Below are 19265 nucleotides of genomic sequence, written 5' to 3'. Positions count from 1 at the left end.
TTACCGGTGGTAGGGAAAATGCATTTTCTTGATAACACCACCCCCAACAGGGCAATCCCGGGATCACCTCTTGCCGGATTGTGATTCCTGTTCTTTTTCTCCTTGCTTGTCTTTTTTGCTTTTATCGCCACCGGTTTCATCAGACGATTGCTCTGTAGCCCGAAGTAATTCGTCGATATATTTCTTGCTGTTTAGATGCTTCACCACGAAACGATCCTGCCGCTCCGCAAGGACAATTTGATAATAGGAAGAATATTCAATGCCAGTATCCGGTTCGGCGAAAATGACCGTGGCGCTCACGACTTTTTCCTTTTCGTTTTTCCCTTCGAACACGGTGACATTCTTGATCGAATCGAACTGCATCGTTTTGTTCAAACCACTTTGACGGTGTTCGTCCTCAAACAGATAGCTTAGCTTCTCTCTTGAATCGTTCGCATAGGCTTCGAAAAATGTGTTCAGGAAGTCTTTGACGCCGTTTATCTGGTTGCCGACAACGGTGCGCAGTTTTTCGGTATCCATGTCAGGACCGGATGTATTCGGCGTTTCCTCGTAATAAGTGAAACTTGGAACCTGATAAATCATGTATCGTTTTTGGTCTGCATCGTAATACAGATGGACCGCCACGTATTTTTTCTTTGTAACTCTTTTTACAATTCCTTGTTCGTTTACTACGACATCCATGCTATCCTGCGATAGGTTTTCGACCGAATGGGTATCTTCCCCATCCTCGCCAAGTGCGCTTTTCTCTTTTTCAATGGCAGCGAGCGTCTTGTCGTAAGTGATACCTACCTGAAACGTCAGAATGGACTTGTTATCGCCTATGCCCTCCGCTTCTTTCAACAGGACGGCATCCCGTTTCAGCGTGGATTGCCACATCTTGCCTGCAACATTTCCGATCTGGTCGGCAAGGTCTTTCGTTACAAAGTAGCCGAGTTGTGTATCCCGTTCGTTCTTATCAAGCTGCTCGGGATTCCACGTGAAATAATGCGAAAGGAAATCCTTCGAAAACTCAATGGCTTCCATCGATACCGCCTTACTTGCAGTCGGTTCATTGGGGACCACCGCTTCCGTCTGTTTCTTTCCCCCGCCCGAATTGACAACCACAGTCAGAAACATCAACACCAGCATGACCCAGAAGGCGATGACACCAGCCTTCCGCGTGCAATACCCTTTTGGTTTGTTCTGCTTTTCCTTCTTCTTCGCATCACTTTTCTGCTTTTCATTCTCGTTCATTTTCAAGACGACGTTTTTAAATTTCTTAAACTTTCCCTCCTTATTTGATTTTCTGTGAGTACGTTTGCTCAAATTATTTACTCCTTTCCCGCCATGTGGCGCAAAATCAAATTTTCTTGCTGGAAGAGCCAACCAATATGACGACAGCGACAATAATCATAAGGGTTGCAATCGTTCCGTACTTGACAATCGACAGTTCGTACAGATTGGTAATGTGCATCTTGAACTCTTCCCATAGTGGCACAAGACTCGGAAACTGCTCCAAGACGATATTGCCGATGACTGCGATCAAGAAAATCATGAAGATAATTCCGAGTAACATCCTGAACATGCGTGTTCCTCCTTTACATTGGGTTGTGTATAGAAATTGCTTGCGAATTTACATTTCAACTTGAACCAGTGAGCAAGTATTTCTGACATTACAATAGACCGCTTGGGATTGCTCTCACAGACTCTTTGGAGGTAAAGAAAAAAGAAGAGGATGTTTTCACTCCCCTTCTCCACCTCACTCGCCTATCATTTTATTAGGAAATAAAAACGGATCGCCTTGTCACAACACTTCCATCCGATTCCTTTTTCGGTAGATCAGATATGCGCCTAAGCCCGACGCGGCCACAAGCGATAGTAAATATCCTTTCCTCACTTCATCCCTCCCATCACCCTTGACTGTTGTGTTATTACCTTTATTCTATCAGTCCTTCTGAGTAGAGAAGTCCGTAAAAAGTCCGCGGATATTATTCTGCAAAGAAAAAATGCCCGACCACTTTCGGCCCGACACTTAATGTTTCAGCATATACGAAAATTCACTTCGGATGATCCGCATGGCGTGTTCTGGATCCGTCGCCCGTCCCTGACGGATGAATACGATCATTGCTTCAAGAACATTCCTGCGTTGAAACTCCGGAGGGAGAGTGCATTTCTCTTTGAGCGCCTTTTCAATTGTCGCACGATTATGCTCCGCCGCTCTCACAAACTCGAAGCAATTCAAGAACTCCCTATCGCACCTCCCTTCCAGTATGTTTGTCCGCTTCTTTATGACGTTGTAGGCCCTAAAACCAAAAAGCACCGCGAGGGCAACGGAACCGCCCATGAAGAAGTATAGAGGAAACCAAAATACAGTTTCCCGCATCGGTCGGACCATTGAGTTGAGCAGGAAGAAGATGAGCGTCGAAACGCCCATTGTTGTAAGGACAATTCGCAGGACCGTATTGTTGTTCACAATCCTCTTTTGCAGAAACCCATCCATTTTCCTCTTCCATATATCCCGTTCTTCCGTGAACATTTCTTTCAGCAACAACGCCTTGTATGTCTGCTCCAGGGACAGCATCATTACACCCATCTCCTTTTTTCAATTATTGATCTTACGCCTATAATAGCCCTCTCGCAGGAGTTCAACCAATTATCGTAAGGAGAATTTTTATGTTGCTAACAAAACACCTTTTGTTATGAACAAAAAGCTAACACACAAGATACTGCGGTTTGCATTCCTGTATCAGGTACCCGATCCACCGTTTTCCGAGCGTCGTGTTCAAGAATTTCTCCGACAGGTTGATACTTTCCCAATGCCGGATGATACCCCATTCTAAAAACCAAAGGACGGAAAAGGCATCTGAAATAATTACCTTCTTTCCATTGACGACAGCTTCTGCCGTGAACGTGTGGATGCTAATGTCTCCATTATTCTTGCAGGTATGCACTTCCACTTTCCGCACATGGACTTTTAAGGGCCCGTGTTCCCTTTCCATTGCTTGTACTGCTTTTTCTACCGTCGGCTTCCATTGCCACTTATCCAAATGGGTGAAAGCCGCTTCCTTCACTTCTTTTTCCAAATCAACGTACACTCCTAACATTAAAATCAAACAGGCAACCTAGTTGCCTGTTTCGTTAACGGCGGATTCTCGCTTTTCTGCCTTCGAGTTCAAGGCTTGGCTTGTCGAAGGCGTAGTAGTCTTCCCTATGTTCGAGTCGGGTGAATAGATAATAGCCTCCCGCCTGTGAGTCCTCATCCTCCACCCAGATATCAAGGGGCGACCCGCTCGACAGTTCGTATGCCCCAAGGGCGTACCGTCCATTCCCGTTCTTTTTTAGAACGCCCTCTATGAATGTAGTCTTTCCCAACTCCGCCATACAGCCGTACGCTTTTTCAAGAGCCAACTGACTTTGATAAACCAGTAGATATTTCTGATATTCATCGATGTTAAGTATTGCCGTATTAGTGTTGTCGAACATTTTATCTGTATCCTGCAAAAGGGTTTCAATTTCCCCACCGAGCTTTTTGTATCGCTTCACGATTTCTTCTAAATCCATTTCATTTCCACTCCTCTCGTTTAAATGTAGTTTCAGCCGAATCATGAAATTCGGTGCATCGCCTACATGACTTGCCCCGTTTTCCATCCTTTGGCTTGATAGACCATATTTAAAAAACCATTCAACTGCTTCGGATTGGTGAATCCTAGCGCACGTTGAATGGATTTCTTTGTTGCTCCCTGTTCGAGCAAGTAGAGGACTTCATCAGGCGTTAGTTCCTCCCCTTTGGAAAGAAGAAATTCGATGTTCGTATTCTTCTCCCATAGTTCAGTTCCCACGTTCCGTAGACATTTGTAAATCGGGCAATTTCCGCATACAGATTCATAGGAGTTCGGTTCCTCTGGGGCGACGTCGGAAATTGCCCGTCCGTTCATCGGACAGGCATCGCAGATTTTAAAACATCTGCCAATTTCCAGAAACAGCCGCTTCTTTTTCAGCCGCGTCTTTGCCTTGAAGCTGCTCTCTATCTTCTCCCTTGTTTTTGCATCTAACATCTCTATCTCCCTTCCCCTAGTGATTATTCATTACCGAAAGAGGACAGAAAGGCTTGCGCGCTGTTTCTAATGGCATCCTCCGATACAACGCCCTTCTGATCCTTTCTGCTTATCTCGCTCCCGCTTGAAGCAACCGTGATCCCTTTCCGCAGTTCTTTTAACAGTTCTTCATGCTGTAATCGGTATAATTCCTTAAAATTGAGCAATTCCTTTTTAAGTTCATCAAATTCCTTCTTCTCTTTCCGTTCGTCGTTCATCGTGCGGTATGCATATTTAAGCATATTTCGAATCATTTCACTCCGCCTGCTTTTGGGGACATTTTCAAGCATTCTTCCAATGTCCTCATCTTCGTCCGTGAGCCGGAAACTGTACCGCCTTTCCCAATTCGCTGTCATCGTTGTTCACCGCCCGCCACCTTATTTCCGATGATTGAAAATGGAGTTGCCTAGCCGCAAGTACCCGATTGCATTTGCGAATTGACTTTCCTGAATCTTAATCAGCCGGTCATCGAAGGGTTTCTGAATAAATGGCTCGAACAATTCACCACCGCCCCCCGCAAGGAAAATAGCATCAAATAGGTCCGACTCTTCACCCCACACGTTTTTTAACCGGTCTACGATATTCATGGCAATCGACTTCTTGCTCGTATGGATCATTTCCTCAAAGTTTAGTGTTTTCCCCTTGTAAGTCAGCCGCCCGTCTTGCATGGCACGGTTCAGATGGAACTCGTTCAAATCCGCACCACCCGTTTGCACCTTGAAGGCTTGCCTGATGTCCCGCGTCAGGTTGATAACTCCATCGTCGATTGTACCGGACAGCTTGGTCTTCGGCATGAATCCCTTGTTCGCCTGAATCTCGACAACCACGAAATCCGTTGTCCGATACCCAATGTCGATCAAACCGATCAGCGCACCCTCATTCATGTAATGTGGGTACGTCAGTTTACCTTCGTGGTTGAAAAGGGCTGAATACACAGCGGACGCTCCTTGCGGAAACACAAGTGCATCCTCAATGTTAATCTGCTCCTTGCACCCGGCAAGCGAGCCGGATTCCCATTCAAGCGTAGGATGCACACCTTTGATGGACTGTTGGAAATCCTTTGCCTGCGCTCTATAGAAGTCAAGAGGCAACCCCGTCGATAGTTTAATAGAACCGCTCTTTCCATCCGTTACAAGCTGAACTGCAGTATTCAGCAAGATATGCGTATATAAGTGTTCAAACCGCTCCCGCTCAAAAATTCGTGACAGGGAACGCGATTCCTTCGCAAGTTCGCCCACGAAGTAACTTTCTCCTTTGTACACGACATGTATATTCAAAAGATCATTCTTTTCTTCCCCGAACATGTTTGTAAGCCCCCGGTCATGTCCTTTTCCGACAAGCGACGGGAAAACAACTCTCTTGCCTGTTGAGGAAATCGCCTTTACAAAACCATATCCTAAATCCACCGCTACAAAATTCGTATTCACCCTTTTGTCCTCCCCTTCAGTCGCTAGAAACCTAGCAATATTTGTACTATCTCCATTTTCTCCAACCAATCTGCTAAACTCAAAAAATAATCAGTAAAATCTTTCCACCCGAAAAACAACAGGATCACTATCATGATGACTCGGCATATCCGGTCATTCACGACGAACATGAACCATGATACCTTTATGCCAACCGATAGATTCAGGGGATTGAACAGCTTCACCCGGCCCGTCAACATATCCCCCCACAGCGTGTGCCAGAACCCCCGCCTTGACTGCAAGTCCCACCTTCAGGTCCATAGCAGGGTTAGGAGCAATCCAACCGCTATCGAAAACGGAAACGAATGCGGCAGCGTCCGATGTCCCACCAACTGATTCAGCGGAAGCGACACTCGGAACAGTACTTTTCCGTACTTCAATTTTGGCTCATCGAGATCAGGGATGATGCCTGCGATACAACCAATCAACCCGCCTTTCCAGTCACCACCCGATGCCATGTAGCCGGCGACGACACCAGACAACATATGCGTTTGACATTCCAAAAGTAGGACACCTTCCCTCCGGGGAAAGTCTTCATTTTATCTATCAATCTAAGAAACCTTATCACCCCTCTCATTTCGTCAGCACCCTGCTATAAAGTCGTTTGTCCTCGACATGTGCCTGCATCCCCTTGCAGCGATAGCACCACAGATGCTTGATATGTCCATCCTTCTTCTGATTGCCTTTCAGCCGAAACATCGGGTAGACATTTTGACATTCGCTGCATATCAGAAATGTTTTGACCGTTTCTCGTTTCGTCCGCCACAATGATTCACACCTCCCTTTTATCTGCTTTGTCTCCACGTGTGGTTTTTGGGGATTGCCTGCACTTAGGCAGCGGATTGCGTTATCCCCTTGCATCCACTGTTTCTGCGTGTCATATTACCGGACAGATTGTTGTTCTTGGCGGACCTTGTTATTTAGTTGGTTATAAATGGCTTCGAGTTCCTCGTCTGATAGGTTCCTGTAGAACTCTTTGCTGTACCCGCCCCATACATAGCACCACTCTTCCATGAATGCCCGGTTCGACGACATAGCCAGGTCTTCATCTTTTACCGCCATACGCTTTCCCTCCCTTCAAGCAATTCAAAAAGGGGCGACCTTCAATCAGGTCAATCCCCTTGTTTGCGCGTAGTTTCGACTGCACTGCGTTCAGTAGCAACTTACAATTTATTTTTAATTTTTTTCGAGTCAAGTCCGCAATGGATACGGCACGTTTTCTGCAGAGCAGGAAAAACAGATTACCACCTGAACCTAGGCTGAAACCAGAACAACATGCATTTTGGTATTTTTTGAACCATCCACCTCCTTCAAGTTAGCTTGTTGTTAAATCCTGAACGGTAATTTGTCCATGACAGGGTTCCGGACCGGCTCCGCAAAAAGATGTTTGATGGACAGAGGAATCGCACAGGACATTTCGCCATAAAACACGATGTTCGGATTGGCAAACATAATGTATTGAGCCACCTTCGCTATGTCGCTTTTATTCAGCTCCTTTTTAAGCAGCCCTTTTCGTTCCAGTCCGCCAATCAACCGATTTATAGTTTCCCTCGACATCTCCATCCGATGGGCGAGTTCGCTTTGCGTGAGATAATGCCCGCGTTCGCGATTGATGCAGTTGTCGGAATCAAGAACTGTGGATAAACGAAAAAGGAATGCCATTTCCGCATCGGTTAGATATTTATGTTCGGTGAAATAGGAAATGTTAGGTGTCACGAAGGTTACGACGTTGGACGTCCTTTCCGTTTCTTGGATAACCAAGTAAATCAACTCCTTGCCTTTTTGTCTAAAAATTAAGAATCGGACACTATATATAAGAATAAGAATAGCGCCAACTGACCAAGGTGCGAAAAATCCCTTCAAACCAACGTTTATAAGCGTTTTAGGATGTGTCTTTTAGAACACACTAGTGTATCTTTTTAGACACACCCCCAAAGCATTATTTTGGTGTTATTTTTTATGGTGTGACAAAAAAGACACACCTATGGCCTTACCTTTTCCTGCTTTCCCGTTTATTTTTCAAATAAGTGGAACGACTCAGCATTTTACCTTCCTTCTGATTGTGTGAATGCCACACCTTCCATTCGAGCAGGATTTTGCTTTTTTCAATGTAATCGTATTCCATCACCATGTCACAAAGCATGGGGTCAATTTCGTCCTTATTTCCCTTATATATGATTTCAGGGTTCACGAACAAAGGGCGCGCATTGACGTTCCGTTTATAAAGTTTGATTTCTTTTGCACTAACAATTTCGTAAATCAATCCTTTGTCTATCAGTTTTTTTATAGTTCGGCTTAGATTTTCCCGTTGAACACCTAACACATTGGCAATTTCGGTAATCGTCATAAATTGGTCCGTTTCAGGATTTTTGATAGCATTTGAACTCATTGCAATAAACGGGGAAATTGCCGATAGAAAACCAAGTTCGTTCATCGTCATATACTTTTCTCTGATCAGGATGTCGATATTCTCGTGGAACATTTGTACAAAAGGCGTTTTGTTTTTCTTTTTGATTTTGTACAGCCCGTAACCTATACGGTTCGCCTTCTCCTCCTGACGAGCGACTTCGCTTAGATCGACCAGCCTTTCAGATTCCCTCAGCCGTGCGTGCTGCTCCGCTACCTCTAGCTGCCTTTGCAGACTCATTTGCCTCCACCCCTGTTATCCCTGTGTATTTTCTGCGGCGCAAACATAAAAAAGTCAACAGGAATTGTTGACCCTTTCGTTTTTCTTATAGCGATTGCCGTGATTGATTTCTTCAACGATCCGTTCGGCCAATCTGCTGTTCCGTTTCGTGATCTTGTCATTGCCGATTGCCATGTTCATCGCTTTGTTCGTTCCAATTAAGACCGCCTTCTCTTTCGCCCGTGTCAGAGCCGTGTAAACGAGATTCCGGGCAAGCATAATGTAATGGCTCGTTGTCATGGGAATGATGACAACAGGGGCTTCTCCTCCTTGTGACTTGTGTATAGTGATGGCATACCCTAATTCAATCTGGTCCATATCTTCTCGTAGGTATGTCACATTCCGGCCGCCAAAATTAGCTGTAAGGATGTCAACATATTCATTCAGGTCCTTGACGAAATATCTTTCGATGGCACGGATGACACCGATATCCCCGTTATACACGTCTTTGTCCCGATTGTTTTTCTTTTGAAGAATTTTATCGCCGACACGGAAAGTCCGATTCCCTAGCCTCCATTCTTCTGTATAGGCGGTCTTCGGGTTGACCGCATCCCGCAGCATCTGATTCAGCGCAATGGTTCCGACCGGCCCTTTCCTCATCGCGCTTAACACCAAGATGTCGGATAAATCGTAACCTATATTTATGAATCGGACGACGCTGAGCACGACAAGCTGTGCGATATGGTCAGGCCCTTCCTTTTGGATGAAGTAGAAATCGTCTTTGCTCGTGTCAATCAATAACGGCTTCCCTTTATTAATTCGGTGCGCGTTAGTGACAATCTGGCTTTCTTGCGCCTGCCTAAATACATCGGTAAGGCGAACAGTCGGCACACCAGCTTGGATCATGTCAGCAAGGACGTTGCCCGGGCTTACTGAGGGCAATTGATCTGTATCTCCGACGAACAGAATTTTCGCATTGTCCTCGACCGCTTGCAGAAGCAGGTGCATTAGGTGCAGGTCCACCATTGATACTTCATCAATAACAAGAAGGTTTGCCTGAAGCTTGTTATCGCTGTTGTATTCCGGTTTGTCGCTAGGTCGGTAACCGATTAGACTATGGATTGTTTTCGCTTCCTGCCCGGTCACTTCGGAAAGTTTCCTGCTTGCCCTCCCGGTAGGCGCGGCGAGCGCTACTTGTGCATTAGGGTGGACGGCTTTGAATACGTCTAGCATGGTCTTCACAACGGTCGTCTTCCCTGTTCCTGGCCCACCGGTCAGAATTAGTATTTGTTCTAAAAACAGACATTTGACCGCTTCCCGCTGCTTTTCCGCGAGGATGATACGGTTCTTCCTTTGATATGCCGTAATCTGCTTTTCCAAAAAAGACATAGCTTCGCCACCCCGTGATCCTCTCAATTTTGAAAGTTTCCGGGCTAGTTTCTGTTCATATGTGTATAATTTTTTGGGATAGACGCTTCCGTCATCCTCGATGACAATGGTTTGTCCGTCGAGGCGGAAAACGCTTTGTTCGATTTCCGCCATCGTGACAACTGCATCACCGGTAGCATGATGGTTAAGCGCGAGTTCGACTTGCTGGAACAGTTCATTTTCCTCTACAAAGCAATGCCCTAATCTGTAGCAAGTCTCTTTCAAGACAAATTCTATGCAAGCATCTATGCGAAAACTTGAAATCGGAAGGATGCCAATTTTTCTTGCGATCTCGTCCGCTTTCAGGAACCCGATATTATTGAATTTGATAAGTTCATATGGATTTGCACGGATGACGTTAGCAACATTCGCTCCGAATTCTTTATAGGCTATCAAGGCAACATTCATTGTGATGCCGTAGACAAGCAGTTCACTAATTATTTTCTGCACTTCGAAAGTCAACCGCACGCTTTCGACAATGCGGGTTTGCCTTTTCGGACCAATCCCCCTGATTCCCTCAAGAGACGATTCGCCTTCTTTGCTGATGATCTCGATGGCATTCTCCCCTAGTTTCTCGACGATCAGAACAGCTTGCTTCGCGCCACAACCATTCACCAAAGAAGAAGCGAGAAATGCGATTGCCTGCTCTTTGGTCTGCGGTACGGGCCGCTCCCACGTTTCTACTGCGAATTGTTGGCCGTACTTGGGGTGGGTTTCCCATTTCCCTTTGATGGTGAGGTCTTCCCCTTTTTCGACACCATACAGGCTGCCTTTTATTTTGATGATGTTCCGTCCGTCTGTTTGGAAATTTCCGATCAAAAAGTCGTCTTTCCTGAAAAACACGTCCTTCAAAACGCCGGAAAGTGTTTCGGAATCAACGGCTTGTCCCTCATTCATGATACACACACCCTTTCTCCCTAGATTCATAGAGCAGGTGTTTCAACCGCTGCAAGAAGGTATGGCGGTCATCTAGTACAAACACGTTTTGTTTTAAAGGGATACGTACATCAGGATAAACAGCCTCAAAAAGGGATTGCGACATGCGGATTCTCTTTTTCCTTTGATGGATGGTCACATTAATGGCTTGTATCTTTGAGTGGATAGAATTGCCCTTCCACTCCTTTCTTTGTCTATTGTCATAATCACGGAGCAGTTCTTCGATTCCCGTTTCGATTGGATTTTGTAAATCATCAATTTGGTTCAATAGAACTTGTTCCGCGTCGCTTCCGATGACTTCATTTGCCTGTTGAAGAAGTTCTTGCTTGATCTTTTCAATTTCCTCCTTGTTTGAAAGCTCTTCCAGTTCGATTTGAATTTCCGGTGTCATGTCGAGCTGCATGAGGAAGGCATCGACTTCCTCCTGTGGCACGTTGTTTTTGCTCGGCAGCCCGATAATTCTCGGAACACTATGAACAGCATGCAAAAGGTCGCTCGGGAAACGGCTTGCATCCGAATGGGTTTCGATCAGGATATAGCCGTTTAGAACAGAACCGATTTTTTTGTTCTCCTGGCGCAATTCTTTCAACTGCCTTGTCAGGGTGCGGATGTTCTCTCTGTAGGAATCAAGCATCTCTAGCGAATCTGTATCCTCGTATCGTTTCATGGCATCGCAGGCATGGCGAAGGTTGGATATTCCTGCTTGCAGCCGCTTCACATGAAGGTATTCCGATATTTCTTCGTGTTCCAATCCGCACAGTTCATCCAAATCTTGACCTGTCCGGTATACGGAATCAGCCTTTTCCATCGCGTAGATACATTTGACCGTTCTGTTATTTGTTCTAGTTAGCACATTTAGCAACATTTCTTTTGCTTCAATTTCGAAGCCTGTGTGAACTTGCAAAACAAAGAAAGACCCCATTCCCTTCTACCCTTTCCTCTAATATTTTTGTTCCTATGTTTAGGAACAAAAAGTAATCTGATTAGTTCCTTGACATCGCTTAGATATCGCGGCATTTCCCGCTGTTCGCATGCATCCACTTAAAAACCTCGTCACGCGGATACCTTGCCGAGACGAACTGACTTTTCGGAAATCCTTTGATTCCAACAATTTTATTTACTGTTGCTTCCTTAACCTGAAATATTTCCGTAAGATCCAACTTTGTCAACAAATGAGGATATTGAAACTGCTTCTGTGAATCCTGGACACCAAGTTCGTACGCTTCCTTGAAAAGGAGTTTTAATTCCTTCGTCAGCACTTCAGTTTTTAATTGATCGAGTAAAACATTCATTTTCCTCTCCCCTTCCGAGAATGTTCCCCATAATGAATATAATCTTTTATACTTTTACACAATATGGGTAGAAATTAGCCAAAAAAAAGATCTTCAACTTTTTCGTTTAGGATATCAGCGATTTTTAGTGCAGTTTCTAGGGTGAGTGATGTCTTTCCGCTTTCAATATTGGCGTATCCCGAAGGAGAACGATAACCCAGGAGCTTTGCAACGTGCGTTTGGCTGACTCCTTTTCGCATCCTGTATTGCCGTAAACGGGAAATGTTATATTTCTTCTGGTCCATAATCTGCCGAAACACAACTCCTTCTCTTGATACACAAATCGGGTAACTTAAATGTATAGTAACCTACTCAACTTGTGTATGTCAACTACTCATTTTGTTAATCTATGAAAAAACTTTCCTCTTTTGTGTAATCGTGTTACTATATTAATAAATATTTGGAAAAGATTTATTTTGTTTTTATATTAAGGATAAGGGTGTTTTGTGAATGAAGGATGATCTTGCTTCAAAACTGAAAATGTTGCGTGAGTCGAATAATTGGTCGAAGACGGACGTACAACGGAGACTAAATCTGAAAACCCTATCCACCTATGCAAATTGGGAATACGGACTTCGGAGCCCTGACAACGAAATGCTCGCGAAAATCGCGGAATTGTACGATGTCTCAACAGATTATTTATTAGGCGTCACAAGCAAGCCAACTTCCGTTGAGAGGAATCAGGAGGAAGAGGAATTTTTGAAGGCTATCTCGAATCCTGAATTGAAGCGTTGGTTCATTGATCTGTCGAAGTCGGACGAGAGTGATCTCGAAAAACTTCGGACGATGTGGAACTTGATTAAGGGGGAACAGGAGGGGGGTAGGAAAAAATAAGGGAGACAACAAACAATTCAAAAGACGTTTCATTTTCCATCGAAGGAATTTCCTGTTCTGGATGATGGAATTTTCTTTACCCAACAGACCGAACAAACGTTTGACTATAGTCAACAAAAAGACATCGCTTTTAAACAAGGGACGTCTTCTGAATAAATTCCTTGTTCGGAAGGCAACTCGCTTTTATTCAACCAGAATGGAGTGCAGTGATGAAGGGGGATAATCCAATGGACAAAATGATTCAGACACTATACAGAGACATCAACATTTCAAAATGGGAGGATTTTCAGGAAAGACCGGTGCGTAGGATGATTGCAGAGATTTCAGATGAATTGGGGCTTCCTGTCCACTTCTACGGTCATCCGAGCGAATTGAACAACATGGGTGGTACATGGCGCGTCTTCCTTAACGAAAACCAGTGCGATGAAAAGCTATGGCAGGACTTCGGAAAGGTTGTCGGCATTTATGTATGTCATCAACTGTTTCTGGAAGGAAAAGCAGTACACCAATTATGTGACTTCCCTTATTACTTCTGCGTCCCCTCTTTTCTCCTTCGACAGTTACCACTCGTGGAGAAGACGGAGGACAAACAATGGATTACAGGGGAAATTACACGTATTTTCCATGTCGAATCAAGTTTTGCAGAAACAAGGATTCAGTTATTTTGTGCATCTTAACTAATGCGTATTGCCGCACAATACTTTTTAAGAATTCACCGGAAGGGTGGTGGTTAAATTGGTCGCTTAAAATAAGTTTGTAGTTTTAAAATGTATTTAAATAGCAAAAGCATTTTTGCTCAGAACAACAGAAAGGGGTAATGAGGTAAAAAATGGCGTCATACAAAAGATACAAAACACAGGAAGGGTACCGCTGGTCTGTTCAAGTAGGGATCGGAAAAGACCCGATGACAGGTAAGTACCGCTACACAACAAGAAGGGGTTTCAAGAGAAAGCAGGATGCAGAGGATGCAGTACGCGATATCTTGAATCAGGTGGATGAAGGCGACTTCATTCAAACTGAATATGTGACGTTCGAAGAAGTCTACCAGAAGTGGTTGCAGGAACAGGAACGGAAACTGAAAATATCCTCGATTATGAACAAGAAGTCAAAGTTCAACAAACATATCTTGCCAAACTTCGCAAAACTTTATATCGACCAGATCACGACAAAGGATTGTCAGCGTTTCATTGACGACCTTGCGATGAAGATGAAATGTTTCAAGGATTATGGAAATCAAATGGATTTGCTGTTCCGCTACGCGAAACGGAAGAAGATCATCAAGGAAAATCCAATGGATGAATTGGTCTACCCGGCCTACGTAGACGAGTATAGCAGTCAGGAAGAAGATCAAGGAGTAGAGTTTTGGGAACGGGAGACGGTCAATTATTTCCTGAGCCGGACAGAGCAGGAATTTCCATACCGCGTATATGCGATGTTTCGGACCTTGCTGTATACAGGCATCCGCAAAGGTGAACTTGGTGCGCTGCTTGAATCGGATGTATGCGAAAAGAAAAAGGAATTGCAGATTAGTAAGAACCTCGTTTGGATCAACGGGGAATATCTATTGCTACGTCCGAAAACGAAGAATTCGGTGCGCACAATCAGCCTTGATGATGAGACGTTTGAAGTTCTGGTAAAGTTGAAGAAACTGAACAAACAACTACGGGAAGATCATGGCAATCCTGAAATTGAGAAATTTCTGTTCCCGCGTCCAAGCGACCTGAAACCGATACGGCTTGCACATCTGAACGAGCGACTTCATTTCGCCTGCAAGAAATTCAAATTGAAAAATATCAGGGTGCATGGGCTGCGGCATACACACGCTTCTATGTTGTTCGCATCCGGGGCAAGAATGAAAGACATTCAGCAAAGATTAGGACATGCACGTATCAGTACCACAATGGATATTTACACACACATCACCGAAGATGTAGACGGAAGTTTAAGTAAACTTTTGGCGAGCTACTTGAATAAAGAAACCGTCCCAAGCGAAGAAGATAATGAGGTATAAAAGGTGTGACACGCGCATGTTCGAATCCCTAAAAACAGCCGAGAGTGAGTCCTTCGAAAATTTTTCGAAAAAAATTACATTCAAATTACATTCACTCGGGTGTTTTTCACCAGATTTTAGTAAAATAAAGCCCATTTGAAATAAATTCCAAATGGGCGAAACCCTTGATACGACTGATTTTTTAGCGTTTTGAGAACTGTGGTGCACGACGAGCGCCTTTAAGACCGTATTTCTTACGTTCTTTCATACGAGCGTCACGAGTTAATAAACCTGCGCGCTTTAATGTTGGACGGAATTCTGGGTCTGCTTGAAGTAATGCGCGAGCAATACCGTGGCGGATTGCGCCAGCTTGACCAGTGTATCCACCGCCGCTTACGTTTACAAGAACATCATAGCTGCCAACAGTTTCAGTAGCTACTAATGGTTGTCTTACAACAACACGTAAAGCTTCAAATGGGATATAATCTTCGATTTCACGACCATTAACTACGATTTTGCCTGTGCCTGGAACTAAGCGCACACGTGCGACAGAGCTCTTACGACGACCAGTACCGATATATTGAACTTGTGCCATATAGTTTTGTCCCTCCCTTTTAATTAACCGCGAAGTTCGTAAACTTCAGGTTGTTGTGCTTGGTGCGGATGTTCTGCGCCAGCGTATACGTGTAATTTTTTGTACATTTGACGTCCAAGAGAATTCTTTGGAAGCATGCCTTTAACAGCAAGCTCGATCATCTTCTCAGCATAGTTAGTACGCATTTCAAGAGCAGTTCTTTGCTTTAAACCACCTGGGTGCATTGTGTGACGGTAGTAAATTTTGTCATTTAATTTATTACCAGTTAGTTCTACTTTAGATGCGTTAAGAATGATTACATGATCACCAGTGTCAACATGTGGTGTAAAAGTTGGTTTGTTTTTACCACGTAAGATTGAAGCTACTTCAGAAGCAAGACGTCCAAGAGTTTTGCCCTCAGCATCAATCACGTACCATTTACGCTCGATATTGTTGGCATTTGCCATAAACGTTGTACGCATGAGTTTCCCTCCTAATTATATCCATTAAAGATTATTGTTCGCACGGTTCTAAGCAATGACCAATGATTCTGTTCCGGGAATCACGAGCAAAGCCATTTGTGCGCTTAAGTTTCAATTCATATATTTTCAATCACGATGAAGACTTTCCGGGGCTTTATCGTGGGATTAAAAACACACACATATAATATAATAAATACTCACCATCTAATTGTCAAGAAAATGTTACACCAGGTGGGGTTGTTTTAATAAAAAACTTCCCAAAGATACAAACCCTGGGCTGGAGCTGTTTTCCCGGCAAAACGGCGATCTTTTTTTTTCAAAATTACAGGGATTTCTTCGGGCTTTACTTCTCCTGAGCCGACTGCTAATAGCGTTCCTACAAGGATTCGCACCATATTATATAAAAACCCGTTTCCCACAAAGCGAAGCGTAAGGAGATCGCCCTCCAAATGAAAATCAATCGTCTCAATCGTCCGGACTTTATCCACCACTTCCGTTTTAGCTGAGCAAAAACTAGTAAAGTCATGGGTTCCAAGGAAATATTTACTTGCCCGCCGCATCAACTCCAGATTTAAGGGGTATGGGTAACGGCAGGCATATTTCCGCTGAAACGGATCACGTATGGAAGATAAATGAAGGACATAGCGGTATTCCTTCCCAATCGCGTCAAATCGGGCATGGAAAGCCGCGTCAACCTTCGTCACTGACAGAACCGATATATCTTCAGGCAGCATAGAATTTAAAGCGACTTCCCAGCGCTCTACCGGAATCGCCAGCGGAGAATCAAAGTGAATGACTTGTCCTTTTGCATGAACACCGGCATCCGTTCGTCCTGAGCCGCTCACTTTAACAGGCTCACCTTTATGCATTTTTGCTAAAGCAGCTTCAAGCTCAAGCTGTACGGTTCGTTTGTTCGGCTGTACCTGATAACCGGAGAAATCTGAGCCATCGTAAGAAATGATGCATTTATACCTTTGCATGGCAGCCCCGCCCCATTTATGAACGTAGTAAGATTAATAGAATCGTTATAATAGCTAAAACAACCAACTGTATAGAATCTGCTGCTTTCCAGCTCAATTGCCGGTACTTCGTCCTTCCCTCACCGCCGCGGTAGCCTCTCGCTTCCATCGCAATTGCGAGCTCCTCAGCCCGTTTAAAAGAACTGACAAACAAAGGAATCAGAAGAGGAATAACTGCCTTTATCCGCTCCTTGAACGGGCCGCTGGCAAATTCAACACCCCGGGCAATCTGCGCTTTCATAATCTTGTCTGTTTCCTGCATAAGCGTCGGGATAAATCTTAGTGAAATAGACATCATCAGCGCCATTTCATGAACGGGAAACCGCACCTTTTTTAACGGATTTAATAAGGTTTCTAGTCCATCCGTTATCTCAATTGGAGTTGTCGTCAAGGTTAATAAAGACGTCATCAAAATTAAAAAGAAGAATCGAAGTGAGATAAAGATTCCCATCTTCAGTCCCTCTTCATAAATTTTCAGCGGCCCTAATTCGACTAGTAAGGCCCCTTCCTTTGTAAAAAACAACTGCAGGACAAGAGTAAATAAAACAAGCCATAAAACAGGTTTTAGTCCACCGTATAAAAAACGAACAGGGATGCGGGACATGCCAAGCATATAAAAGGTATAAATTCCGATGAGTGCATAGGTGATCCCATTATTCGCCAGGAAAATAATACAAACAAAAAAGAAAATAATGATTAACTTCGAACGAGGATCCATTTTATGGACCGTTGAATCTGCAGGGACATAGCGGCCAAAAATCATTTTTTCCATCATGTGCGGACACCCCTTTCCGCAGCCTCTGAAACAGCAGAGGATAGTTCCTCGATAGAAAGATAGATTTTTTCTAATTTCAACCCTGTTTTCTCTTCCAGCTTCAACTGGAAACGTACAACTTCCGGAACGTCGAGTCCCATTTCTACCAATTCCACCGGTGATGAAAAGATTTCTTGCGGAGACCCTTGTTTCACAACCTTGCCTTGCTGCATTATGACAATTTTGTCCGCATACCTGGCCGCATCTTCCATACTGTGTGTGACCAGTATCGTTGAAAGTCCTCTTACCTTATGGAGTGTATAAAACATATCCATGATTTCCTTACGGCCTCGGGGATCCAAACCAGCCGTCGGCTCGTCCAGAACAATCACATCAGGCTCCATTGCAAGGACACCGGCAATGGCGACACGGCGCATTTGGCCGCCTGAAAGATCAAACGGTGACTTTTCTAAGATTTCTTCCGCTAAACCGACCTGTTTCAAGGCCTGCCTCGCTCTCTCTTTGGCCTCTGTTTCGGAAACACCAAAGTTCATTGGCCCAAAGATAATATCCTTTTCTACCGTCTCCTCAAACAATTGATGCTCGGGGAACTGAAAGACAATTCCTACCTTTTGCCGAACTGGTTTAAGGTTTTTATTTTTCTGCTGGGCTTTGATTTCATGACTGCCAATTTTAACGGTTCCTTTTGTTGGCTGCAGCAGCCCGTTGAGATGCTGTAAAACCGTCGATTTGCCAGAGCCGGTATGGCCAATGATTGCCATGTACATACCTGTTGGAATATCAATGGATACATCTTGAATGGCAAGCCGTTCAAAAGGAGTATTTGCTTGATATCGGTACTCTATTTGCTGAAGTGAGATGTCCATAGCTCTGTCACCAACTCTTCTTCTGATAGATAATGCTTGGATAGGTCAATCCCGTTTTGCCGGAATGCCTTGCTCATTTTTACTGAAAAAGGAATATCTAGTCCTAATTGAATCAATTGCTCATCCATGGAGAAAATCTCTTCAGGTGTTCCCTCGTGGAATACTTCCCCTTTATTCATCACAATAATGCGGTCCGCCTTTGCTGCCTCCTCAAGGTCATGAGTAATCGAAATAACGGTTAAGGATTTCTCTTCTTTCAATAGTCTAACCGTCTCAAGTACTTCTTCCCGTCCTCTTGGGTCAAGCATGGAAGTTGCTTCATCTAAAATAATGATTGAAGGTCTTAGCGCCAGTACACCGGCAATGGCTACTCGCTGCTTCTGTCCACCCGAAAGATGGTGGGGCTCTTGATATAGAAATTGATCCATTTTCACCTTTCTTAATGAATCTTCAACTCGCTGCACCATTTCATCCCGGGGAATCCCATTGTTTTCTAAACCAAAAGCCACATCATCCTCAACCGTTGTCCCGACAAACTGGTTGTCCGGGTTTTGAAAAACCATCCCTATCCTCTTGCGAATATCCCAGATGGACTCTTCAGTTAGCTGTATACCGCCAACGGTTATTTCCCCTTGCTGCGGAAACTGCAGGCCGTTTAGAAGCTTTGCCATTGTTGATTTACCAGATCCATTGTGGCCGACAATCGCCAGCCATTCCCCATCATAAATGTCGAAACTCACGTTGTTTAAGGCATACCGTTCTTGTGAATCGTATTGGAAAGACACTCCCTTTAGCGATACAATTGACTTTTTCATCGATATTCCTCCTCTCAGCTAATCTTAACTCAGCTCAAAATTCAATTTAT

The 19265-nt window shown here is 44.2% G+C and carries 27 protein-coding genes; 3 read left to right on the top strand and 24 right to left on the bottom strand.

What is annotated here, in order from left to right; translation table 11 throughout:
• Nucleotides 1-63: 63 nt before the first annotated feature.
• The 18 genes from ACO1D1_RS27505 to ACO1D1_RS27420 form a co-directional block, all read right to left on the bottom strand.
• Nucleotides 64-1233: a conjugal transfer protein gene (locus tag ACO1D1_RS27505; protein WP_423337717.1), complete on the bottom strand. Its 1170-nt coding sequence runs from the start codon at nt 1231-1233 to the stop codon at nt 64-66.
• A 106-nt stretch (nt 1234-1339) separates the two neighbouring features.
• A complete protein-coding gene (locus tag ACO1D1_RS27500) occupies nt 1340-1564 on the bottom strand; it encodes a hypothetical protein (protein ID WP_042353664.1) in 225 nt (74 codons plus the stop codon).
• 447 nt (nt 1565-2011) lie between these two features.
• A complete protein-coding gene (locus tag ACO1D1_RS27495; protein ID WP_042353665.1) occupies nt 2012-2563 on the bottom strand; it encodes a hypothetical protein in 552 nt (183 codons plus the stop codon).
• Nucleotides 2564-2690: 127 nt separating this feature from the next.
• Nucleotides 2691-3092, bottom strand: a complete 402-nt coding sequence (locus ACO1D1_RS27490) for a hypothetical protein (protein ID WP_423337716.1) — start codon at nt 3090-3092, stop codon at nt 2691-2693.
• 25 nt (nt 3093-3117) lie between these two features.
• Nucleotides 3118-3540 carry a DUF5348 domain-containing protein gene (locus tag ACO1D1_RS27485; protein WP_042353667.1) on the bottom strand — a complete coding sequence of 141 codons (423 nt, stop codon included), beginning with the start codon at nt 3538-3540 and terminating at the stop codon, nt 3118-3120.
• 62 nt (nt 3541-3602) lie between these two features.
• Entirely contained in the window at nt 3603-4034 is a 432-nt protein-coding gene (locus ACO1D1_RS27480; RefSeq protein WP_042353668.1) for a hypothetical protein, read from the bottom strand.
• A gap of 23 nt (nt 4035-4057) precedes the next feature.
• Nucleotides 4058-4429 (bottom strand): hypothetical protein, encoded by a 372-nt coding sequence (locus ACO1D1_RS27475; RefSeq protein ID WP_042353669.1) that lies wholly within the window; start codon nt 4427-4429, stop codon nt 4058-4060.
• A gap of 21 nt (nt 4430-4450) precedes the next feature.
• On the bottom strand, nt 4451-5569 hold the full coding sequence (locus ACO1D1_RS27470; RefSeq protein WP_423337715.1) for a hypothetical protein: 1119 nt from the start codon (nt 5567-5569) through the stop codon (nt 4451-4453).
• Nucleotides 5570-5653: 84 nt separating this feature from the next.
• Nucleotides 5654-5800 carry a hypothetical protein gene (locus ACO1D1_RS27465; protein ID WP_187373119.1) on the bottom strand — a complete coding sequence of 49 codons (147 nt, stop codon included), beginning with the start codon at nt 5798-5800 and terminating at the stop codon, nt 5654-5656.
• Nucleotides 5791-5997 (bottom strand): metal-dependent hydrolase, encoded by a 207-nt coding sequence (locus tag ACO1D1_RS27460; protein ID WP_423337742.1) that lies wholly within the window; start codon nt 5995-5997, stop codon nt 5791-5793. Before ACO1D1_RS27460 ends, ACO1D1_RS27465 begins: the two co-directional genes overlap by 10 nt.
• 115 nt (nt 5998-6112) lie before the next feature.
• Entirely contained in the window at nt 6113-6238 is a 126-nt protein-coding gene (locus ACO1D1_RS27455; protein ID WP_423337714.1) for a hypothetical protein, read from the bottom strand.
• A 183-nt stretch (nt 6239-6421) separates the two neighbouring features.
• Nucleotides 6422-6601: a hypothetical protein gene (locus ACO1D1_RS27450; protein ID WP_042353674.1), complete on the bottom strand. Its 180-nt coding sequence runs from the start codon at nt 6599-6601 to the stop codon at nt 6422-6424.
• A 264-nt stretch (nt 6602-6865) separates the two neighbouring features.
• Nucleotides 6866-7300 (bottom strand): MarR family transcriptional regulator, encoded by a 435-nt coding sequence (locus ACO1D1_RS27445; RefSeq protein ID WP_042353675.1) that lies wholly within the window; start codon nt 7298-7300, stop codon nt 6866-6868.
• A 229-nt stretch (nt 7301-7529) separates the two neighbouring features.
• Nucleotides 7530-8186 carry a helix-turn-helix domain-containing protein gene (locus tag ACO1D1_RS27440; RefSeq protein ID WP_052404717.1) on the bottom strand — a complete coding sequence of 219 codons (657 nt, stop codon included), beginning with the start codon at nt 8184-8186 and terminating at the stop codon, nt 7530-7532.
• A gap of 54 nt (nt 8187-8240) precedes the next feature.
• Nucleotides 8241-10490 carry an ATP-dependent RecD-like DNA helicase gene (locus tag ACO1D1_RS27435; protein WP_042353676.1) on the bottom strand — a complete coding sequence of 750 codons (2250 nt, stop codon included), beginning with the start codon at nt 10488-10490 and terminating at the stop codon, nt 8241-8243.
• Complete coding sequence (locus tag ACO1D1_RS27430; RefSeq protein WP_042353677.1) at nt 10483-11451, bottom strand: transcription termination/antitermination NusG family protein; 969 nt, start codon at nt 11449-11451, stop codon at nt 10483-10485. Before ACO1D1_RS27430 ends, ACO1D1_RS27435 begins: the two co-directional genes overlap by 8 nt.
• 79 nt (nt 11452-11530) lie before the next feature.
• Nucleotides 11531-11821: a hypothetical protein gene (locus ACO1D1_RS27425; RefSeq protein ID WP_042353678.1), complete on the bottom strand. Its 291-nt coding sequence runs from the start codon at nt 11819-11821 to the stop codon at nt 11531-11533.
• Between the two features lie 74 nt (nt 11822-11895).
• Entirely contained in the window at nt 11896-12105 is a 210-nt protein-coding gene (locus ACO1D1_RS27420) for a helix-turn-helix transcriptional regulator (RefSeq protein ID WP_042353762.1), read from the bottom strand.
• A 205-nt stretch (nt 12106-12310) separates the two neighbouring features.
• Here ACO1D1_RS27420 and ACO1D1_RS27415 point away from each other — a divergent pair, with 205 nt between their 5' ends.
• The 3 genes from ACO1D1_RS27415 to ACO1D1_RS27405 all read left to right on the top strand — a co-directional run bounded on the left by ACO1D1_RS27415 (nt 12311) and on the right by ACO1D1_RS27405 (nt 14705).
• Nucleotides 12311-12694, top strand: a complete 384-nt coding sequence (locus ACO1D1_RS27415; RefSeq protein ID WP_042353679.1) for a helix-turn-helix domain-containing protein — start codon at nt 12311-12313, stop codon at nt 12692-12694.
• Between the two features lie 227 nt (nt 12695-12921).
• A complete protein-coding gene (locus ACO1D1_RS27410; RefSeq protein WP_052404718.1) occupies nt 12922-13371 on the top strand; it encodes a hypothetical protein in 450 nt (149 codons plus the stop codon).
• A 152-nt stretch (nt 13372-13523) separates the two neighbouring features.
• Complete coding sequence (locus ACO1D1_RS27405; RefSeq protein WP_052404719.1) at nt 13524-14705, top strand: site-specific integrase; 1182 nt, start codon at nt 13524-13526, stop codon at nt 14703-14705.
• A gap of 181 nt (nt 14706-14886) precedes the next feature.
• Here ACO1D1_RS27405 and rpsI read toward each other — a convergent pair whose 3' ends face one another.
• The 6 genes from rpsI to ACO1D1_RS27375 all read right to left on the bottom strand — a co-directional run bounded on the left by rpsI (nt 14887) and on the right by ACO1D1_RS27375 (nt 19215).
• Nucleotides 14887-15279 carry a 30S ribosomal protein S9 gene (rpsI, locus tag ACO1D1_RS27400; RefSeq protein WP_098533175.1) on the bottom strand — a complete coding sequence of 131 codons (393 nt, stop codon included), beginning with the start codon at nt 15277-15279 and terminating at the stop codon, nt 14887-14889.
• 23 nt (nt 15280-15302) lie between these two features.
• Nucleotides 15303-15740 (bottom strand): 50S ribosomal protein L13, encoded by a 438-nt coding sequence (rplM, locus tag ACO1D1_RS27395; RefSeq protein ID WP_149868128.1) that lies wholly within the window; start codon nt 15738-15740, stop codon nt 15303-15305.
• A 242-nt stretch (nt 15741-15982) separates the two neighbouring features.
• Entirely contained in the window at nt 15983-16720 is a 738-nt protein-coding gene (gene truA / locus ACO1D1_RS27390) for a tRNA pseudouridine(38-40) synthase TruA (protein WP_423337713.1), read from the bottom strand.
• Between the two features lie 16 nt (nt 16721-16736).
• On the bottom strand, nt 16737-17534 hold the full coding sequence (locus tag ACO1D1_RS27385) for an energy-coupling factor transporter transmembrane component T family protein (RefSeq protein ID WP_149868126.1): 798 nt from the start codon (nt 17532-17534) through the stop codon (nt 16737-16739).
• The gene (locus tag ACO1D1_RS27380) at nt 17531-18400 is read right to left on the bottom strand and encodes an energy-coupling factor ABC transporter ATP-binding protein (protein WP_423337712.1); all 870 of its coding nucleotides are present in this window, start codon (nt 18398-18400) and stop codon (nt 17531-17533) included. Before ACO1D1_RS27380 ends, ACO1D1_RS27385 begins: the two co-directional genes overlap by 4 nt.
• On the bottom strand, nt 18376-19215 hold the full coding sequence (locus ACO1D1_RS27375) for an energy-coupling factor ABC transporter ATP-binding protein (protein ID WP_149868124.1): 840 nt from the start codon (nt 19213-19215) through the stop codon (nt 18376-18378). The genes ACO1D1_RS27380 and ACO1D1_RS27375 overlap by 25 nt, the downstream gene beginning before the upstream one ends.
• Between the last annotated feature and the right edge of the window lie 50 nt (nt 19216-19265).

The organism is Neobacillus sp. 19, from assembly GCF_049463095.1.
GTDB lineage: Bacteria > Bacillota > Bacilli > Bacillales > Cytobacillaceae > Neobacillus.
The sequence above is the reverse complement of the archived record's forward strand: the minus strand, read 5'-3'. Positions and strand labels throughout refer to the sequence as shown.

Excerpts from the sequence above, each read along its gene's own strand:
- ACO1D1_RS27505 (WP_423337717.1), bottom strand. The coding sequence starts at position 1,233 with ATGAACGAGAATGAAAAGCAGAAAAGTGATGCGAAGAAGAAGGAAAAG.
- ACO1D1_RS27500 (WP_042353664.1), bottom strand. The coding sequence starts at position 1,564 with ATGTTCAGGATGTTACTCGGAATTATCTTCATGATTTTCTTGATCGCA.
- ACO1D1_RS27495 (WP_042353665.1), bottom strand. The coding sequence starts at position 2,563 with ATGATGCTGTCCCTGGAGCAGACATACAAGGCGTTGTTGCTGAAAGAA.
- ACO1D1_RS27485 (WP_042353667.1), bottom strand. The coding sequence starts at position 3,540 with ATGGATTTAGAAGAAATCGTGAAGCGATACAAAAAGCTCGGTGGGGAA.
- ACO1D1_RS27480 (WP_042353668.1), bottom strand. The coding sequence starts at position 4,034 with ATGTTAGATGCAAAAACAAGGGAGAAGATAGAGAGCAGCTTCAAGGCA.
- ACO1D1_RS27475 (WP_042353669.1), bottom strand. The coding sequence starts at position 4,429 with ATGACAGCGAATTGGGAAAGGCGGTACAGTTTCCGGCTCACGGACGAA.
- ACO1D1_RS27465 (WP_187373119.1), bottom strand. The coding sequence starts at position 5,800 with ATGGACCTGAAGGTGGGACTTGCAGTCAAGGCGGGGGTTCTGGCACAC.
- ACO1D1_RS27460 (WP_423337742.1), bottom strand. The coding sequence starts at position 5,997 with ATGGCATCGGGTGGTGACTGGAAAGGCGGGTTGATTGGTTGTATCGCA.
- ACO1D1_RS27455 (WP_423337714.1), bottom strand. The coding sequence starts at position 6,238 with ATGTTTCGGCTGAAAGGCAATCAGAAGAAGGATGGACATATCAAGCAT.
- ACO1D1_RS27450 (WP_042353674.1), bottom strand. The coding sequence starts at position 6,601 with ATGGCGGTAAAAGATGAAGACCTGGCTATGTCGTCGAACCGGGCATTC.
- ACO1D1_RS27440 (WP_052404717.1), bottom strand. The coding sequence starts at position 8,186 with ATGAGTCTGCAAAGGCAGCTAGAGGTAGCGGAGCAGCACGCACGGCTG.
- ACO1D1_RS27435 (WP_042353676.1), bottom strand. The coding sequence starts at position 10,490 with ATGAATGAGGGACAAGCCGTTGATTCCGAAACACTTTCCGGCGTTTTG.
- ACO1D1_RS27430 (WP_042353677.1), bottom strand. The coding sequence starts at position 11,451 with ATGGGGTCTTTCTTTGTTTTGCAAGTTCACACAGGCTTCGAAATTGAA.
- ACO1D1_RS27425 (WP_042353678.1), bottom strand. The coding sequence starts at position 11,821 with ATGAATGTTTTACTCGATCAATTAAAAACTGAAGTGCTGACGAAGGAA.
- ACO1D1_RS27420 (WP_042353762.1), bottom strand. The coding sequence starts at position 12,105 with ATGGACCAGAAGAAATATAACATTTCCCGTTTACGGCAATACAGGATG.
- ACO1D1_RS27415 (WP_042353679.1), top strand. The coding sequence starts at position 12,311 with ATGAAGGATGATCTTGCTTCAAAACTGAAAATGTTGCGTGAGTCGAAT.
- ACO1D1_RS27410 (WP_052404718.1), top strand. The coding sequence starts at position 12,922 with ATGGACAAAATGATTCAGACACTATACAGAGACATCAACATTTCAAAA.
- ACO1D1_RS27405 (WP_052404719.1), top strand. The coding sequence starts at position 13,524 with ATGGCGTCATACAAAAGATACAAAACACAGGAAGGGTACCGCTGGTCT.
- rpsI (WP_098533175.1), bottom strand. The coding sequence starts at position 15,279 with ATGGCACAAGTTCAATATATCGGTACTGGTCGTCGTAAGAGCTCTGTC.
- rplM (WP_149868128.1), bottom strand. The coding sequence starts at position 15,740 with ATGCGTACAACGTTTATGGCAAATGCCAACAATATCGAGCGTAAATGG.
- truA (WP_423337713.1), bottom strand. The coding sequence starts at position 16,720 with ATGCAAAGGTATAAATGCATCATTTCTTACGATGGCTCAGATTTCTCC.
- ACO1D1_RS27385 (WP_149868126.1), bottom strand. The coding sequence starts at position 17,534 with ATGATGGAAAAAATGATTTTTGGCCGCTATGTCCCTGCAGATTCAACG.
- ACO1D1_RS27380 (WP_423337712.1), bottom strand. The coding sequence starts at position 18,400 with ATGGACATCTCACTTCAGCAAATAGAGTACCGATATCAAGCAAATACT.
- ACO1D1_RS27375 (WP_149868124.1), bottom strand. The coding sequence starts at position 19,215 with ATGAAAAAGTCAATTGTATCGCTAAAGGGAGTGTCTTTCCAATACGAT.